15 protein-coding genes are annotated in these 17,127 nt (G+C 45.8%); 4 read left to right on the top strand and 11 right to left on the bottom strand.

What is annotated here, in order from left to right; translation table 11 throughout:
- Window positions 1–43 precede the first annotated feature (43 nt).
- Window positions 44–1,072, top strand: coding sequence for a synaptic vesicle VAT-1 family membrane protein (locus ABS362_RS03860; protein ID WP_350410981.1), 1,029 nt, complete (start codon window positions 44–46; stop codon window positions 1,070–1,072).
- 215 nt (window positions 1,073–1,287) lie between these two features.
- Window positions 1,288–2,520 (top strand): serine hydrolase domain-containing protein, encoded by a 1,233-nt coding sequence (locus ABS362_RS03855; protein ID WP_350410980.1) that lies wholly within the window; start codon window positions 1,288–1,290, stop codon window positions 2,518–2,520.
- A gap of 2 nt (window positions 2,521–2,522) precedes the next feature.
- Here ABS362_RS03855 and ABS362_RS03850 read toward each other — a convergent pair whose 3' ends face one another.
- The 5 genes from ABS362_RS03850 to uvrA all read right to left on the bottom strand — a co-directional run bounded on the left by ABS362_RS03850 (window position 2,523) and on the right by uvrA (window position 9,054).
- The gene (locus ABS362_RS03850) at window positions 2,523–2,954 is read right to left on the bottom strand and encodes a response regulator (RefSeq protein ID WP_350410979.1); all 432 of its coding nucleotides are present in this window, start codon (window positions 2,952–2,954) and stop codon (window positions 2,523–2,525) included.
- Window positions 2,955–3,147: 193 nt separating this feature from the next.
- Complete coding sequence (locus ABS362_RS03845; RefSeq protein ID WP_350410978.1) at window positions 3,148–4,242, bottom strand: endonuclease/exonuclease/phosphatase family protein; 1,095 nt, start codon at window positions 4,240–4,242, stop codon at window positions 3,148–3,150.
- Between the two features lie 287 nt (window positions 4,243–4,529).
- Complete coding sequence (locus ABS362_RS03840; protein ID WP_350410977.1) at window positions 4,530–5,333, bottom strand: pseudouridylate synthase; 804 nt, start codon at window positions 5,331–5,333, stop codon at window positions 4,530–4,532.
- A gap of 211 nt (window positions 5,334–5,544) precedes the next feature.
- Entirely contained in the window at window positions 5,545–6,486 is a 942-nt protein-coding gene (locus ABS362_RS03835) for a DUF808 domain-containing protein (RefSeq protein ID WP_350410976.1), read from the bottom strand.
- 27 nt (window positions 6,487–6,513) lie between these two features.
- Entirely contained in the window at window positions 6,514–9,054 is a 2,541-nt protein-coding gene (gene uvrA / locus ABS362_RS03830) for an excinuclease ABC subunit UvrA (RefSeq protein ID WP_350410975.1), read from the bottom strand.
- A gap of 1,065 nt (window positions 9,055–10,119) precedes the next feature.
- Here uvrA and ABS362_RS03825 point away from each other — a divergent pair.
- Window positions 10,120–11,091 carry an aldo/keto reductase gene (locus tag ABS362_RS03825; protein WP_350410974.1) on the top strand — a complete coding sequence of 324 codons (972 nt, stop codon included), beginning with the start codon at window positions 10,120–10,122 and terminating at the stop codon, window positions 11,089–11,091.
- Window positions 11,092–11,101: 10 nt separating this feature from the next.
- On the top strand, window positions 11,102–12,016 hold the full coding sequence (locus ABS362_RS03820) for a pirin family protein (protein WP_350410973.1): 915 nt from the start codon (window positions 11,102–11,104) through the stop codon (window positions 12,014–12,016).
- Between the two features lie 233 nt (window positions 12,017–12,249).
- Here the strand turns inward: ABS362_RS03820 and ABS362_RS03815 are convergent, their stop codons facing one another.
- The 6 genes from ABS362_RS03815 to ABS362_RS03790 form a co-directional block, all read right to left on the bottom strand.
- Window positions 12,250–12,900 carry a CatA-like O-acetyltransferase gene (locus ABS362_RS03815; RefSeq protein ID WP_350410972.1) on the bottom strand — a complete coding sequence of 217 codons (651 nt, stop codon included), beginning with the start codon at window positions 12,898–12,900 and terminating at the stop codon, window positions 12,250–12,252.
- Between the two features lie 195 nt (window positions 12,901–13,095).
- Window positions 13,096–13,599 carry a YkgJ family cysteine cluster protein gene (locus tag ABS362_RS03810; protein WP_350410971.1) on the bottom strand — a complete coding sequence of 168 codons (504 nt, stop codon included), beginning with the start codon at window positions 13,597–13,599 and terminating at the stop codon, window positions 13,096–13,098.
- A 145-nt stretch (window positions 13,600–13,744) separates the two neighbouring features.
- On the bottom strand, window positions 13,745–14,344 hold the full coding sequence (locus ABS362_RS03805; protein ID WP_350410970.1) for a hypothetical protein: 600 nt from the start codon (window positions 14,342–14,344) through the stop codon (window positions 13,745–13,747).
- A 168-nt stretch (window positions 14,345–14,512) separates the two neighbouring features.
- Window positions 14,513–14,947, bottom strand: a complete 435-nt coding sequence (locus tag ABS362_RS03800) for a hypothetical protein (RefSeq protein ID WP_350410969.1) — start codon at window positions 14,945–14,947, stop codon at window positions 14,513–14,515.
- Between the two features lie 71 nt (window positions 14,948–15,018).
- On the bottom strand, window positions 15,019–15,621 hold the full coding sequence (locus tag ABS362_RS03795; protein ID WP_350410968.1) for a hypothetical protein: 603 nt from the start codon (window positions 15,619–15,621) through the stop codon (window positions 15,019–15,021).
- Between the two features lie 256 nt (window positions 15,622–15,877).
- The gene (locus ABS362_RS03790; protein WP_350410967.1) at window positions 15,878–17,125 is read right to left on the bottom strand and encodes a sulfate adenylyltransferase subunit 1; all 1,248 of its coding nucleotides are present in this window, start codon (window positions 17,123–17,125) and stop codon (window positions 15,878–15,880) included.
- Window positions 17,126–17,127 lie beyond the last annotated feature (2 nt).

The following is a 17,127-nucleotide window of genomic DNA, read 5'->3' as shown; positions in this document are numbered from 1 at the left end:
ACTATAGTTCTGGTAACTGGCTTTCAATCCTAAACTATAGCTTATGCCTGATCGCAAGGTTTACCGCATGCCTAAAGCCGGCTCTATCAATGATCTTAAACTGCAAACGGAAGCATTAGGCGCTCCCAGTCCCGGTGAAGTTACCGTTAAGGTAAAAGCGATCGGGCTGAATTTTGCGGATATTTTCGCGATGCAGGGGCTCTATAGTGCTACCCCTGCAGGCTCTTTTATTCCTGGCTTAGAGTTTTCGGGTGAGGTGGTGGCTGTAGGCGAAAGTGTTGAAGAATGGAAGGTTGGCGACAGGGTGATGGGCGCTACAAAGTTTGGTGGCTATGTGTCGCATATCAATATCAACCAACGGTATGTTATCCCGCTTCCGGATGCGTGGAGCTTTGAGGAAGGAGCCGGGTTTTTGGTGCAGGGGCTGACGGCATACTATGCTCTTACAACGCTGGGTAACCTGCAGCAAGGGGCAACCGTGCTGATACACAGCGCTGCCGGTGGTGTAGGTATTTTAGCGAACCGCATCTGTAAAAAGTTTGGCGCTTATACCATTGGCACGGTAGGGCGGGGAAGCAAAGTAGATTTCCTGTTAAAAGAAGAAGGATATGATGCGGTTATAGTCAGAGACAGCTCGTTTGGAGATAAATTGAAAAGCACACTCGATGGCCGCCCGTTGCAACTGATCATGGAATGCATTGGCGGATCCATTTTATCACAGGGCTGGAAAATACTGTCGCCTATGGGTCGGATGGTGGTTTATGGCAATGCCAGTTTTACAAGCCATAGTTCGCGGCCCAACTACCCAAGCCTGATCTGGAAATTTTTGCGGAGGCCAAAGATAGATCCGCTGCGCTTACCCACCGAAAACAAATCGCTGATGGGCTTTAACCTCATCTACCTTTACGAGCAAACCGACATGATGCACCAGCTGCTCCGCGAATTAGAGGCTCTGCAGCTAAAGTCCCAGTTTGTCGGCCACGTCTTTCCGTTCCATAAAATGCATGAAGCCATCCGCCTTTTTCAGCAGGGCAAAACCATTGGAAAAGTGGTAGTTAGTGTAGAAGAATAGCATTTGCCGGAACTATAGTTCGTCGCTTTGGCTTTAATTAAACTCAACCCCAGGTCTGCATTCAGGGTAGCGGTTTGTAAATTTTTAACTGCGAGGCTATACCAGTTTACATGCTGTCGCGTTTTGTGTAGCGTGTTGGGATATGCAGTTTTCAGCTTTTTAACTTTCTAAAGTAACCATTTAGTAGGCGTTTTTTGGCGTTTGTAGTTTCAGGTATGACTTTTTTCAAATTACATTTATTTTCTATCCGGTTTCTAACTATAGTTCTACTTATCGTATCGCTGGTGTCATGCCGTGAGTCGGAGAAAACAGAGCAGAAAAAGCAATTCAGTAAAGAAGAAGAGGAGCGAGAGCAAATTGAAGTGCCGGCTTACTTTACAGCTGATAGTGCCGCAAAACTGGGTACCCACCTTGACTCAATTTTTAAAAAGCTGCACAAAAAAAGAGGCTTTAACGGCACCGTGCTGGTTACCAAATACGACCAGGTGCTTTATAAAGGCGCTTTTGGCTACACTGATTTTTCCAGCAAAGATACGCTTACCACCCAAACTGCTTTTCAACTGGCATCGGTATCAAAGCAATTTACGGCTATGGCCATTATGATGCTGAAAGAACAGGACAAGCTTGCCTACGACGACAGCGTGCAGCAATACATTCCAGATTTTCCGTACCATGGCATAACCATACGACAGCTGCTAACACACAGGTCCGGGCTGGGCAACTATACCTATTTCAGTGACGAACTATGGCCCGACCGCAGCAAACCGATCACGAACCAGGATGTGCTGCAACTGATGGCAACACATCAGCCACCTGTCTATTATCAGCCCGACACACATTTCGATTACAGCAATACAGGTTATATGGTGCTGGCGTCTGTAGTTGAAAAAGCTTCAGGTATGCCGTTCGCTACATTTTTACAGGAGCAGATCTTCGCCCCCCTGGAGATGAAGAATACTTTTACCTATAGTAAAGATGTGGCTACCTTAACCGGAAAAGTGGCCACCGGGCATACTGGCGGCAGACGCAAACGATCCCCGGACTATTTAGATACCGTGCTCGGCGACAAAGGAATTTACTCTACTGTAGAGGATCTTTATAAATGGGACCAGGCACTTTACACCCGTAAACTAGTTAAAAAGGAGACGCTGGAAGAAGCTTTTACCGGTTCGCGCAAAAAGAAAAAAGCTGAAGACTATGGCTTTGGCTGGCGCATAACCACCGTGACAAGCGGCGACACCATTGTTTACCACGGAGGTTTATGGCACGGCTACGCCACCTACCTGCTCCGAAACCCCAAAGACCATAGCGCGCTTATCATTTTGAGCAATGTACCTAACGGAACCTTCGGTCAGTTAAAGGAGATCCAGAAGTTTCTGTACCCGGAACAGCCAAAACTGGTAGCTGTCACTAAAAAGCAAGGCAAAACAGCCGGCAACAAACTATAGCTTTATGAATTGTCTCTTGCTGTGTCGTTAGCCCAGTATTTATCGTATGCCTCCTGCAACCGTTTTTTAGAAAGTGGCTTATCAGTAAATTCCTGAACACCCAGGTCTTCGAAATGCTTCAGGTCTTTAATATCTGTATGCACGGCGAGTAGCAGAAAGACGGTTCGCATCTTTTCTATCAGGCCGTTTTCGTGCAGTTTTTTCATGAATTGCATGCCATCCATCTCGGGCATAAAATGGTCTAATATGATGAGCTCGGGGCAGGCATTATGATCAATACCACAGTTTTTTGAAATATATTCGAGTGCCTCTTTACCGTTGTGAAGTACCTTTACATGCTGCGCAATCTGCATTTCTGTTACAATCCGTATGTTCAGATAGTTGGCAGTCATGTCATCGTCTATGATCAGTACTTCTTTCAGTTTAGGGCTCATATTAACCTATAGTTTAGCGTGCTTTAAGTAACGCTTACATTTTAGCGGGGTTTTGTATTTTAAGGAGCGAGATATAGTTATTTCTGTTAAAAAAGCTGTTTAAATGGCTTCTGGCATCTACATCTATCTGGTTACTAAAAGTAGGGACCATTGCTGTATATTGTGAGCCATCGATAGCTATAGTAAGATTTACTTACTCCTTTTCTTTGCCGGGCTCGTGTACATCCGCCTCCTCCACGGCGTGCTCTTCCATTTTTTGTTCGGCCCATTCGTGGTCTTTTTCGTCGGCTACCAAACCTTCCTGGTCGGCGCCGTGTGGTTCGTCGTAAACCAGTGCCACCAGCATCGGGAAATGGTCTGACCCAAAATAAGGCAGTCTTTCGATATGGGCCAGCGTAAAATGCTCGCTATGGAAAAGGTGGTCCAAAGGCCAGCGGGCAAACCAGAACTCAGCATGAAACGTGTTAAACATGCCCCTTCCAATACGTGGGTCCAGCAGGCCGCTTATTTTCCGGAACAGCCGCGTTGTTTCAGACCAGGCCACATCATTCAGGTCACCGGTAACAATAATAGGGGAAAACTCATCTGAAACACTTTTGGCAACCACCAGCAGTTCGGCATCGCGCTCCGACGAGGCAGGATTTTCGGTGGGGCTAGGCGGGGCAGGATGTAAAAAGTGTACCCGTACCCGAACCCCGGACCGCAATACTACCAGCGCATGCATCGAGGGCACATCCGGCTCTACCAGGTATTGTATGGCAGTGTCTTCCAAAGCTAACCTGGAGTACACGTGCATCCCGTACTTGTTATCCAGCGGGCACTTCATGGTGTAGGTATAGTCTGTTTCGAGCACACGCAGCTTATCTTCCCACCAGCGGTCTGTTTCCAGTGTTACCAGCACATCAGGTTGGTGTTTGGCTACCAGGTCCAGGAGGCCTTTATAGTTTTGGTTGGTGGTTAGTACATTGGCCGTCAGGATGCTGATCTTGTTTTTGGGGTCGTTGTGCCGCGAAATTTTTACCTCTACCGGAAACAGCCTTGTAAATGGTAAAATCCAGCCGCCATGAAAACAGAATGCAGCAAGGGCTATTATTGTAACGATCCAGGTATCGTAATGCGAAAAGTCAAGAAAAATGATCTCAGCCACCAGCAACACGAAAGCCATGATCATGAACTGCAACCTCGGAAAATCGAACCCGCGTACCCACCACGCACTATGGCGCCACAACGGGATGACCGTAGCAAAGGCAAGAAAATATGTGAACGCCACCAGTGTTTTATAAGCCATCTGCCAATAGTTACAAAAAGGATATGCAAACTATACTGTTTTCAGTTAAAGAGGATACGTTATAACACCGGTAGGGGAGATTTATAGTTGAAAATAGATGAAGGGAGAGGGAAATTAAAAAGCTAATACAGCCAAGTAGTAACACTTAAGATTTACTTTTTCTGGCGCGAATCTCCAGATTCGTGACATGAAGTGCGTGTGAGTCTCCAGACTCACTTTAACGTACCAGCGAGTCTGGAGACTCGCACACACACAGGCAGGCACGGGATGGATTCCCACGCCAGAAATTACTGAGGCTTCTCTTCCATAACTATACCTTGCAGCATGTGGGCTAGAATGGGAGCGCACTTTTCGCGGCAGGCAGGGTAGTAATGGCCATGTTTCCAGGTATCAGATTTAGGGGACAGGCCCCACCAGAATTCGGCCATGGCAATGGGCGTCATGCCATGCCGGAAAGCGTAATGCAAAAGTTTTGGTGCAGCACATTCTCCGGCTCCGGCAGGAGGGTTGTTATGCGTTGCTTTCTGAAAGATATCCCGTATACTTTTGATTTCGCCAGCCTGGTTCTGGAACTGAAACTGATCGAAAAGCTGGCCCTGCAAGGCTACAGAGTTTGCTCTGCGTGATTCCTGTAAACGTGTGATCTCAGCTTTGTTTTCAGCGGATGTTTCTTCTTCAAGTTTCTTTATTTGCTTATTTATTCGCGTCAGTTCCTGCATCCCAATGTTTAAGAAACTACCTTCTGTCAGGCTATCGAAAACAGGAGGTACAAACCCTTCATGATGATAACCACCAGCCAGCTTACCGGAGAAAGCAGCCAGATAACCCAACTCGTTTTGTGCCGTCCTGACAACCAGCACGCCAAACATTTTACCGATAACAGTTCCTTTCTGGCCTTCTGTTAATCCGAAGTTATGCTGCCAGTCGGTTTGATTTTTCAGGTGAACCTGGAGCTTTTCGGCAGCAAGCAAACTGACAGGGTGGGGCGTATAGCTGAAAGGATAAGTAAACTTTTCAGGTAAGGTTTCAGCCGCTAATGTATCATCAAAAGGAGTGAAAAAAGTACTTGGGTGGACTACCGGGTGTGACAAACTGTTGTGTGTAAGGCTAAAGTTTGGCAAAAATAACAACAGCAGCCATCATTCGTTCATTTTCTGCAACACATTTAACTATAGCAATAACTATAGTTGTAAACTTAGTGTAATAATTCTGCTTCGAAGGCAGAAGCTATAGTTAGCAAAAAGAGCAACTCCGCACTAATCAGGCAGGGTTGCTCTTTTCAGATGATCGTCTGGCTATCGTTTACACGCTTTTCTCAGCAGGAGTTTTTTTGAAGATCTTTTTGAAAAGTGTTACCAACTTTTCGATAAAAAAGCCCAGGATCAAACCACCGATGGCACAAACCAATGCTTTTACAAACCAGGCTAACGCTGGAATATCAGACAGTGAATGTTCGAGGTTATCAAGCGCATGACTCGTAAACGGAATACCGTGTGCAATGATTTCGGCTCCAACCCACAGCATGGCTGCCGTACCAACATAGCTCAATATCTTTAAGAACGTAGGCATAAACTTTACAATTCCTGCTCCGAACTTCCTTACCTGCGGACTGTTCTTTTCCTTCGCCATATGCACGCCAAGGTCATCGGCTTTTACAATTAAGCCTACAAAGCCATACACAGCTATCGTTATAAAAATACCCACAGCCAGCATCACTGCGATCTGGTTAACTAACGGCTTATCTGCTACGGTGGCATAGGTTATGGCCACGATCTCTGCAGATAAAATCAGGTCAGTACGGACAGCGCCGGCCACTCTTTCTTTTTCAAGTTCCTGTGGCGTTATCACTTCCATCTCCTCTTCCGGGTGTGCGCCGGCTTCTTTGTGTTTGCTGAACATGGAGTGCACTTTTTCATACCCCTCGAAACACAGGAAAGCACCACCCACCATTAGTATTGGCGGAATTGCCCATGGCGCAAAGAAACCAAGAATGAGCGCAGCCGGGCTGAGCAACAGCAGCTTGTTAATGAGTGATTTCTTAGCGATCTGGTAGATGATAGAAAGCTCACGGGACGGGTCCAGGCCGACTACATATTTTGGCGTTACGGCCGTGTCGTCTATCACAATACCGGAAACCTTGCTGGTGGTTTTTGCTACCTGCGTTGGTACGTCATCCAAACTTGCCGCACTCACTTTCACAAGAGCAGCCACGTCATCTAATAAGGCAAGAAGTCCTGAAGCCATTTTATAGTTTTAAGCTTTAATTTATAGTTAACTGTTCAATGCTTTTTTAAGGAAAGGCGCCGTCTTGCTCTGCCTGGACTTTGCCACCTGTGCAGGCGTACCTGCTGCTACAATTTTACCGCCTTCTTCACCGGCTCCCGGACCAATATCTATTACCCAGTCACTGGCTGCTACTACACGCATGGTATGCTCCACCACTATAACGGTATTACCGGCCTCTACCAGGTTATCGAGTTGCACCAGTAGCTTTTCTACATCTGCAGGATGCAGCCCGGTGGTTGGTTCATCCAGAATGTATAGTGAGTTACCCCGCTGTGCTTTCTGCAGTTCGGTCGCCAGTTTTATACGCTGCGCCTCACCACCAGATAGCTCTGTTGCCGGTTGACCCAGCCGCAAATAACCTAAGCCAACTTCCCGCAAAACTGTTAAGGCGCGTTGCAAATTCGGTTCTTCATCAAAGAACTCCGAGGCAGCATCTACAGTCATGTCCAGCACATCAGCTATGTTTTTTTCGCGGTACGTTACCTCTAATGTTTTAGCGTTGTAGCGGGCGCCATGGCAAACAGGGCAGGGGGCATACACGCTTGGCAAAAACAGAAGCTCCACCATTACAAAACCTTCGCCCTGGCAATTCTCGCATCGGCCCTTCGCCACATTAAACGAAAACCTTCCGGCATCATACTTCCGGGCGCGGGCCATAGGCGTTGCAGCGAACAATTTACGAACATTATCAAACAAACCAGTATAGGTTGCCAGATTTGAGCGCGGCGTGCGGCCAATTGCTTTCTGATCTACCCGCACCAGCCGTTTTATAGTTTCCATGCCAGCCGTAATTTGTCCGCCGGTTTCGTGTTGCACTGTCCTTTCCAGTTCTTCGCTTTCGTCTTCCTCCATCGTTATCACATGACCTAAGTGCTCAGCCACCAACTCCACTAGCACCTGGCTCACCAGACTGGATTTACCTGAACCTGAAACGCCTGTTACGGTTGTAAACACGCCCAGCGGAAATTCAGCGTCGAGGTTATGCAGGTTGTTTCGGGTAACGCCGCTAAGTTTTAACCAACCTGTAGGCGTGCGCGGATTCTGCTCATGCACTACCGCTGTTCCTGAAAGGTAGGCTGCCGTTTTAGAGGTTTGTACCTGGTGCAGATTTTCCGGAGGACCGCTATACAGTATTTCACCACCCTTTTGCCCGGCATCGGGGCCTACATCTACCAGCCAGTCTGCATGCCGGATCACGTCGAGATTATGCTCTACTATAAACAGGGAATTACCGGCTTTTTTCAACCCTTCCAGGGCAGTAAGTAAGGCCAATGTATCAGAAGGGTGTAGTCCGGCAGAAGGCTCGTCGAGTACATATACCACCCCGAAAAGATGGGAGTGAAGTTGTGTAGCTAAACGCAAGCGTTGCAGTTCGCCGGGTGATAAAGTTGGGGTGCTGCGCTCCAGCGATAAATACCCTAAGCCTAGATCGAGCAGTACTTTTATCCGGGCTACCAAATCTGCAGCAATGCGCTGGGCAACTATAGTTTGTTCGGGATGTTCGGCTTCCTGTTTTTTGTGGGTAGTGTCAGTTCCTTCAGCGTAAGGTAAAAGTATAGTTGATAGTCGTTTTAGTGGTAACCTGGATAGTTCTGTGATATCATAACCAGCAAACTTAACCGATAACGATTCCGGGCGAAGCCTTTTACCCTGGCAGTTGGGGCAATCGGTGCTGAGCATGTATTGCATGACCCGTTTTTTCATGAGCGGGCTGTTGGTATTGGCAAACGTATGGAACACATGCCGCCGGGCACTGGTAAAGGTGCCCATATAGTTTGGCTCTTCTTTGCGTTTAAGTGCACGTTGGGTCTGCTCGGGTGTGTAACTAGGGTAAACCGGAACGACAGGCTGCTCGTCTGTGAACAAGATCCAGTCGCGTTCTTTTTTTGGCAATTCACGCCAGGGTTTGTCTACATCAATTCCCAGGGTTACCAGTATGTCTCGCTGGTTTTGTCCGCCCCATGCGGTTGGCCAGGCCGCTATGGCTCGCTCTCTTATCGTTAAAGAGTCATCCGGTATCATTGACTTTTCAGTAACTTCATAAATTCTCCCCAGACCATGGCAGACCGGGCAGGCACCTTCGGCAGTGTTAGGTGAGAAAGCCTCAGCATAGATAATCGACTGGCCCGGAGGGTAATCGCCGGCACGGGAATACAGCATGCGTACCAGGTTAGAGAGCGTGGTTACACTGCCGACCGAAGAACGGGTAGTAGGGGTACCGCGCTGTTGCTGCAAGGCCACAGCAGGAGGCAGTCCTTCAATAGAGTCTACTTCCGGCACCGCCATCTGGTGAAACAGTCGACGGGCATACGGCGAAACAGATTCCAGGTATCTGCGCTGGGCTTCGGCGTAAAGTGTGCCAAACGCCAGCGAAGACTTTCCTGAACCAGACACACCCGTGAACACCACCATGGCATCGCGCGGTATGGTCAGGTCTATGTTTTTGAGGTTATGCTCCCGCGCGCCCTTCACTGTTACAAAGCCGGTAAAGTTTTTACCCAACGCTTTAGCTGTTTCCTTCGCCATGTAATATTCTGGTATAGTCAGTTTAATCCTTCATATAATGTTCCGTCTGTTTACTGGCTAAGGGAATAGTTCGTTACTTTATAATGGCTTTAAGACTTGTTGGAGTTTATAGGGATGAAGGATTACATGATGCCTTATGACCTGGATGCCAGGGATGCCAATGATGGATTTTGAGGTATAATCTATAGATACTAGTTGTCATCCCGAGTGTCAGCCGAGGGATCTTATGTGTCTTATTGTTAGGATCTCACTCAACCTGAGCCAAGCTATCCTTTCAAATTACTTCTAATCCAGGGAGCTTTACTTACCTATCGTTTCAATCCAGCTTTGGTGCGCTCACGGCCGCGGGGCCCCGTCTTTGGGCATCGCGCTGTGCGAATCCCTTTTGTTCGTTCCTCACAATGCCTGACGGCACCAGATATTCACAAGGCGCTCAACCCAAAGACTGAGAAGTTTCGCATAGCAACTGCTTTTCTATAGTTTGAACTGATAAGCTTCGACTTTTATCATGGCTATAGTTCCGTAGGGACAGGTCGCGACCTGTCCGCTTGAAGGCTATAACTATAGAACTATAAATCCAACTATTGCTAAGGCCGAAAGTCCCCCTTTGAAGGGGGGGAAGGGGGATGTTAAACTGTACCAGATCTCTCACGCTGTTCGAAATGACAAAGTAAAATGCAGAAAGCAGAAGAATCCCCTCTCCCAAAACAAGTCCAAGATCCCGGACTTGTTTTGGGAGAGGGGTTAGGGGTGGTTGGATAACGTCAACTATAGTACTATAGCCAAAGCCACTATCAATCCCTGTCCCTGCCGGGCCAGTTGAGTCAGGAGACGCAACATTCACCCCAAGTCACGAGTCTGGAGACTCGCGCCAGATTATTACGAACTATAAACCCAACTATAGCAAAAGCAGAAGTGGTGACAAAACTATAAAAGGAACCGTTGGTTATTAGCATGGTGATATCTGGCTTAACTTTTCATAACAAAAACACCATATACCTACTGCAACTATAATTTCGTATCAGAAAAAGACAGATCAAAACCAGCAAATATCAACCAACGACTATGCAAAAAAGAAGATTAGGGAATACTGCATTATACACCGCACCGATCGTTTTCGGGGGAAACGTACTTGGCTGGACCCTGAATGAAAAAGAGTCCTTCGCGATACTGGACGAATTTGTTGACCTCGGTTTTAATACGATAGACACGGCTGATGCTTACTCCAGATGGGCGGAAGGTAACCAGGGTGGTGAGTCGGAAACTATAATCGGGAAGTGGATGAAGGCCAGGGGAAATCAGAAGGATGTTACCATTATAACAAAAGTAGGCTCAGATATGGGCCAGGGGCATAAGGACATCTCTGAAAAGCATATTCTGAAAGCAGCTGAAGATTCCCTTAAGCGGCTGCAGGTAGAGCAAATTGACCTTTACCTGACGCATTGGGATGATGATAAAACACCTGTGGAAGAAACGCTGGGAGCTTATCAAAAACTGATTGATGCTGGTAAGGTAAAATACATTGGTGCCTCCAATCTTTCTCCGGAGCGCTTAAAAGCTTCATTAGAAGCGAGTAAAAAGCATGGGTTGCCACGATACGAAGTGTTTCAACCGGAATATAACCTCTATAACAGGCAGGCTTTTGAAGAAGGGATCGGGCCTATATGTAAGACAGAAGGCTTGGGTGTTATAACTTATTTCGCATTGGCAAGCGGTTTCCTGACGGGCAAGTACAGAACGGAAGATGACTTTGGTAAAAGTGTGCGAGGCGGCAGCATGCAAAAGTACCTGAACGAAAGAGGGAAACGCATACTGGCAGCGCTGGATACGATAGCCGATAAACACAACATTTCTCAGGCTGGTGTAGCGCTTGCATGGCAGGTAAACAAACCCGAGGTAACGGCACCAATTGCCAGTGCTACTAAAAGCAAACACCTGCAGGCTTTCGCAGAAGCTACTCAAGTTAACCTTACCCAGGAGGATATGGAGTTGCTGGACCAGGCATCATTCTACGAGAAAAAAGAATTAACATCGTAATAAAACCGATATGCTGGATATAGTGATAGAAGCCCGGAAAGCTGCCATTGCCCCGGGCATGGATGTGCGCCGTATTCTTCCGTTCCGACTGCGCAGAATGGTGGGACCTTTTATTTTTATGGATCATGCCGGACCAGTGGATATCGCTCCCGAAATGACGCATTCGATGGATGTACTGCCCCATCCGCATATCGGTTTATCTACGGTCAGCTATTTGTTTGGTGGGCAGGTAACGCACCGCGACAGCCTGGGCGTGGAACAGATCATCAGGCCCGGAGAAGTGAACTGGATGACAGCTGGCAGCGGCATTGCGCATTCCGAACGTTTTGAAGACCCAAGTGCCCTGGCCGGAGGTAACCTGGAAATGATACAGACCTGGGTGGCCCTGCCGGAGAAAGATGAAGAAGATGCGCCCGCTTTTACCAACTATAAACCTGAGCAACTGCCAATTTATACCGATACCGGTGTTTGGATGAGGCTGATAGCCGGAGATGCCTACGGCCTGCGGAACGATGTGAAAACCCATTCGCCGTTGTTTTACCTCCATGCGGTGCTGCAGAAAAATGCCCGAATAAGCTTGCCAAAAGAACACACCGAGCGGGGAATTTACGTGGCCAAAGGCAGCATAGAAGTTGCAGGTCGTACCTATACCGTAGGGCAAATGCTGGTATTTAATAAAACCGCTGAGCCGGCTATAGTTGCCAAAGAACCAACCACGCTTATGTTGCTGGGTGGCGAACCGCTGGGCGAACGCTACATCTGGTGGAATTTTGTGTCGTCCAGGAAAGAGCGTATTGAGCAGGCTAAAGCCGACTGGAAAGCAGGACGAATTATTTTACCACCTAACGACAATGCTGAGTTTGTGCCGCTCCCGGAAGATAAGTCCAGGCCGGCAGGCAACCCTGCGCCGCAAGCCCTTTCCTGATTTCGTTAAAACTATAGTTTGAGTAACTATTCGCCCTCGCTCGCGTCCCGCGAGTGTAAGTTCCCTGCGGACTCTGGCCGCTTTAAACTGTGCCTGAGGCACAAGTGGCGGGACGCCACAGAGTAGCTCACACTCGCGGGACGCGAGCGAGGGCATTAAAGAGGTTGGGTTTAACAGAATAAAACGACTCTGCTTTCCTGATACTGTGCCAACTATAGTTTGAGGGCCTGCAACTATAGTTTATAGTTTGAGATTACTGCTTCCATTTCCTGCAGGAAAAGGTGCATGTGGTAACCGTCGGCAAGGGCGTGGTGCAAGGCAATACTCATCGGTAGCAGTACTTTATCCTCCCTAAACTCTAAACGGCCATACCCGATTCGGGGCACTCCCGTTTCCTCTTGCGTTAACGAGAATGCGTGCTCCATGCCTTTGTATGTAAACCAGGGCAGGGTTGTCATGTGCAGCAGGTCATTGCCCTGGTAACCGTTAAACAGTTTACGACTCTTTTTAACCTCCGCAATAATTTCGGCTCCTTCGCGGCAGAAGTCTTCCAGCTTTTCGTGGTGAGGGAAGTGGGTGAAAGCGATGTTATTGTCATCTTTCAGCACCGTAGAAGAAGTGTCAAGACCGTTATACTTTACCACCTGGCCATTTTCTATCCGGTAACAAAAGTTTTCGGTAGCGCGGGCTGCCTGCAGGGTGGCATGCATGTAAGCAAGCGATATAGATAACCCGTTCGTTTTACAATACCGGTAAAGCGGCGTAATGTCAATTTCGGTGTGTACGTTAAAATAAGGCTGCTTAAAAGTGCTGAAAAAGCGAAAAGTTTCTTCCCGGTCCCAACCCTCCAAAGGTATAATTTCCTTACTGTATTTAGATTCCATAAGTATGACGTACCTGTACTATAGTTTGATGAACAGGCTCCAATTGGTCTGCAAAAGTAGGGGAGTGATCTGAATAAGTGAAGGATTATCGGGGCGTTATGGGGAATAAACTACTGTTGTTATCGTGTTTGTTTAACTTTCATTAACAACAGTGAGCATGTACGGTCTTATTATTCAGTCAATAAGCCTTCATTTTTAAGAAAATGAGATACCAAATCTTTTTAACAGCAGACTCTCTAATTGCGCCAGGTCCGACATTAAATTCAGATGAGTTTGCGGTAATGAGGAGTCATACTGGCTGTTCTGAAAAAACCTGTTCAGTTCGACCATTTTAAAGTAGAATGATTCGGATTTAAGTTCAAGCGGTAATAGCGCCAGCTGTTTTTCTATAGCAATTTTTTGTTGTTTAACGACTTGAATTGTTTCAATAGCCGTGTCAAAATCTATTTCCTTTTGTTCGACAGACTTTAAAAGTTCGCACTCGTATTTGGCACATTGTTTCGGTCTTTTGGAATATATAGTGCAGCCATCACAAAACTTTTTGCAGGGCTGAAGAAAAAAACCCTCACCGTTTGTATTCTCAAGATCCAGCAATTCTCTCAATACAGGCAATTCTTCACTATCAAGCTGTACAAATCCAATCAGAGTACCGTTACAACATAACCCACAAGCCAAACATAGATTCGTTGAATCACTCATGCTTTTCAGAATTTAAATATTTCTTTGATGAACTCATTTGAGTACATCTTCAATTGGTTCTAACGGACCGGGTGTATGTGTAGTAGCGGATCAGAAACAAAGTCTTTTGATTTACCACTTCACCCGCTATTGCCCCTACACGTTGTTAGCGGTTCGGGCTTTTATTCAGACTATTTATCATTTTCATTGTTAGCATTATAATCACTGGTCTGATAAATCTATAGGTAAGAAATCCAATAGCTGCCAAAAGGAGTATGAAAATGGTCGGTAATATTGCGCCAAAGGTATAGGTCATGCCAAGGATAAAGCCTAACATAAACTCAGCGTAAAATATGGGAATAATTAGACTGAGCAGTAATATGATGTAAGGCACATTGTCTAAAAAAGTGTTGTAACCATATGTGAATGAGGTTGCTATTACAACACCTAATACCAAACCTGTTACAAAAAGCCCTAAAACCTGACTTTGCAGAATATTCGTTTGTTGTACCTGTAAGAATTGTTTGCTAAGTCTCTTTTCTGTCCTCCCTATAAGAAACCAGGTAAGAACAGGAAGTAATAGTCCGCTCCACCAGTTGGAAATAGCAGGTAGGTTTTGTTGTTGTAGAATATGATGACTGGCAACACCACCATGAAAATGCTCCCAAAAAAGTAGGCACAGAATAAAAACCGTTACCGTACCTGTAATAAGGGCTTTAATCTTTGTCCCGTTTTGACTTAGAAGGGTTACTTGATTTATCATCATTTCTATCTTTCTTTTGCGTTTTTGCCTGACTGGGAACGGTTTGCAGCTACCTGAAGGTGGCGATTTTGAAGCAATTCACTGTCAACCATACAGAAACTTTAATAGAAGCACAAAGCTTGGTTCAACCACTGTCTCGCTACTTTTAGGTAGGTGTTGTTAGTGGTAGTATTATTTTTGTTTATCTAATGTGTTTCTTAGTTTTTCCCCTAAAAAGAAGTCGAACTTTCCTACAGAGTTACTTTTGACTACGTCACTTCTATATAATGGAAAAATCGACATCCCTTGGACCACAATAGTATTCGAAGAACCTCCTATTACAGCATAAGACCGTAATGAAAGCCCCCAAATAATCAGAGAGATTGCAAATAAATACCTTGACCATTTAGATCCTGCTGATAAGACACAAAATAGAATAACAACAAATGATAAGCCTATCACCAACCAGTATTTATTATAAATAAGTGCAACCGCATAAGTTGCACTGGATCCTGAGTACAAAAACTTAATTAAATCCTCATTTACAATGTAAGGTAAGGACGCAATAAGCAAAACAAATAAGCTGAAAGTAGCGATTTTATAATTTACATTGGCTTTCTTCTGCATCTCTTTATATTACGGCCAACGTACTTGGCTTTGCTGTGGCATAGCTACAGTAAAGGTGTGGTTGTAACTTGTTATTCTTTATTTTGTAGATATTCTTCAGTTTCAAAAGATTCAAAGGCTCCTTGTCTCAGTTTGGCTGTTAGGGTAGCACACACTTCTTTGCTTCCAACTACACCAAACTCTTTCTGATAATCATGATTGGTAACCAGAATGTAGTCGGATTGATGAAGGAGCTTAATTGTTTTACTGTTCAAACCAGCCAAAGTATCATCAAAGTCAACCCATCGTTTTGGAAATTGCTCTTCTATCCATCTAATAAAATCACTTTCTTTTATTTCTTCTCTGCTGAAGAGATAGAAATAGCTTCCGTATTGATAGGGATAGAAGAAACCATCTTTAGGGTAAATAAGCAGCTCCTGCTCTATTTTCTTGCTAAGACCAAACCAAGTCTTTCTTTCTTTTTTGAATAACTTAAACTTGACACCTAACTCACTCAACTCATCAAAAGACATCACATATTGATAGTCTGGCAGAATAAACTGATAAATGCTGTAACCGTCAAGCTTTAGAAGTTCATATACCAATGTTTCTTCAATCTCTGAATCGAAGTCAATGCGAGTTTTCACTTCTTCTCCGACAGGATGAAACAATGCTATGTAATGCTTCTTTTTCAATTGATTCTAATATGTTACAACTATAGTATATACGCCACTATAACGTTTATCTGCACTATGTACGAAATAGGTTTATAGTTTAATCTGAACCATAAACTAAGTAATCTGAACAAGATAGCGAAATTAACTACAGCTGCTATAAATAAACAATTCAACTCTCTAAACTAAAAGTAAAAAGCCGCTCCTTTAACAGGAAGCGGCTTTTGGTAAAAACAGGAAAGCGTTTAACGCTGCAAATTCAAGCAGCTAACTATAGTTACTTTATCAACCCAACACCAACTGTAGAATTGGTTTGCTCATCTATCACTATAAAGGAGCCGTTTGCCTTGTTGTCTTTATAAGAATCGTAGAAGATCTCTTTGGCAGTTTTTAGCTGCACGTCAGCGATCTCATTCAACTGCAATTCACTCAGGGTGTTGTTTGCTTCAAGCGTTACTACATCTATCAGGTTGGCAAGCGCGCTTATTTTTGCTTTCGAGGTATTTACGCCGTGCTGCACCAGGTACGTGCCACCAACGCGAAGCGGTTTCTTATCCATCCAGCAGATGGTGGCATCCAGTTGGCGGCCTTGTTTTGGCAGTTGTGCAAACGGAACGATCATGTCGCCACGGCTGATATCTACATCATCTTCCAGCAAAATACTGATAGATTCTTTCGCCTGGGCAGCTTCTATTTCGCGGCCAAATTTCTCTATTTTAGCAATGGTGGTTTCCTGGCCACTTGGCAACACCACTACGCGTTCGCCTTTGCGTAACAAACCGCTGGCTACCTTGCCTGCATAGGCACGGTAATCATGAAACTCTTCCGACTTTGGCCGTACCACATACTGCACCGGGAAGCGGCTTTCCTCCTCAGGCAACTGCTCATCTATAGTTACTTCTTCAAGTAGCGTTAGCAGCGGAGCACCGGTATACCACGGCATGCTCGCAGATGGCGCTGTCAGGTTATCGCCATAAAGCGATGACACAGGTATAAAACTGATCTGCTGGCCTTCGAATTTAACCTTCTCAGCAAAAGCCATGAATTTAGCCTGTATCTCCTCGAAAGCTGTTTGCGAATAGCCGACAAGGTCCATTTTGTTGATGCACACCACTACATTAGGGATGCGCAGCAAACATGAAATGTAAAAGTGCCTGAACGTTTGCTCCACCACGCCATTGCGGGCATCCACCAGGATCATCGATACGTTGGCATTGGAGGCGCCAGTAACCATGTTGCGGGTATATTCAAAATGGCCCGGCGTATCGGCTATGATAAACTTACGTGTAGGCGTCGAGAAATAGATATGCGCCACATCTATCGTGATGCCTTGTTCCCGCTCGGCTATCAGTCCATCGGTCAGCAGCGAAAGGTCTATGTAATCCAGACCCTTCTTTTTGCTGCTTGCCTCTATAGCCTGTAATTTATCGGTGGTTATTGAATTTGTTTCGAACAGGAGCCTGCCGATCAGGGTGCTTTTTCCGTCGTCTACGCTGCCTGCTGTTGCTATTTTCAGAACGTCCATAC

Origin of the sequence: Pontibacter populi, from assembly GCF_040278685.1 — a bacterium.
Taxonomy (GTDB): Bacteria; Bacteroidota; Bacteroidia; order Cytophagales; family Hymenobacteraceae; genus Pontibacter; species Pontibacter populi.
This window is presented reverse-complemented; position numbering and strand designations above follow the sequence as displayed.

Coding starts and splice junctions, on each gene's coding strand:
- ABS362_RS03825 (WP_350410974.1), top strand. CDS start 10,120: ATGCAAAAAAGAAGATTAGGGAATACTGCATTATACACCGCACCGATC.
- ABS362_RS03860 (WP_350410981.1), top strand. CDS start 44: ATGCCTGATCGCAAGGTTTACCGCATGCCTAAAGCCGGCTCTATCAAT.
- ABS362_RS03790 (WP_350410967.1), bottom strand. CDS start 17,125: ATGGACGTTCTGAAAATAGCAACAGCAGGCAGCGTAGACGACGGAAAA.
- ABS362_RS03810 (WP_350410971.1), bottom strand. CDS start 13,599: ATGAGTGATTCAACGAATCTATGTTTGGCTTGTGGGTTATGTTGTAAC.
- ABS362_RS03845 (WP_350410978.1), bottom strand. CDS start 4,242: ATGGCTTATAAAACACTGGTGGCGTTCACATATTTTCTTGCCTTTGCT.
- ABS362_RS03800 (WP_350410969.1), bottom strand. CDS start 14,947: ATGCAGAAGAAAGCCAATGTAAATTATAAAATCGCTACTTTCAGCTTA.
- ABS362_RS03815 (WP_350410972.1), bottom strand. CDS start 12,900: ATGGAATCTAAATACAGTAAGGAAATTATACCTTTGGAGGGTTGGGAC.
- ABS362_RS03835 (WP_350410976.1), bottom strand. CDS start 6,486: ATGGCTTCAGGACTTCTTGCCTTATTAGATGACGTGGCTGCTCTTGTG.
- ABS362_RS03805 (WP_350410970.1), bottom strand. CDS start 14,344: ATGATGATAAATCAAGTAACCCTTCTAAGTCAAAACGGGACAAAGATT.
- ABS362_RS03850 (WP_350410979.1), bottom strand. CDS start 2,954: ATGAGCCCTAAACTGAAAGAAGTACTGATCATAGACGATGACATGACT.
- ABS362_RS03855 (WP_350410980.1), top strand. CDS start 1,288: ATGACTTTTTTCAAATTACATTTATTTTCTATCCGGTTTCTAACTATA.
- uvrA (WP_350410975.1), bottom strand. CDS start 9,054: ATGGCGAAGGAAACAGCTAAAGCGTTGGGTAAAAACTTTACCGGCTTT.
- ABS362_RS03820 (WP_350410973.1), top strand. CDS start 11,102: ATGCTGGATATAGTGATAGAAGCCCGGAAAGCTGCCATTGCCCCGGGC.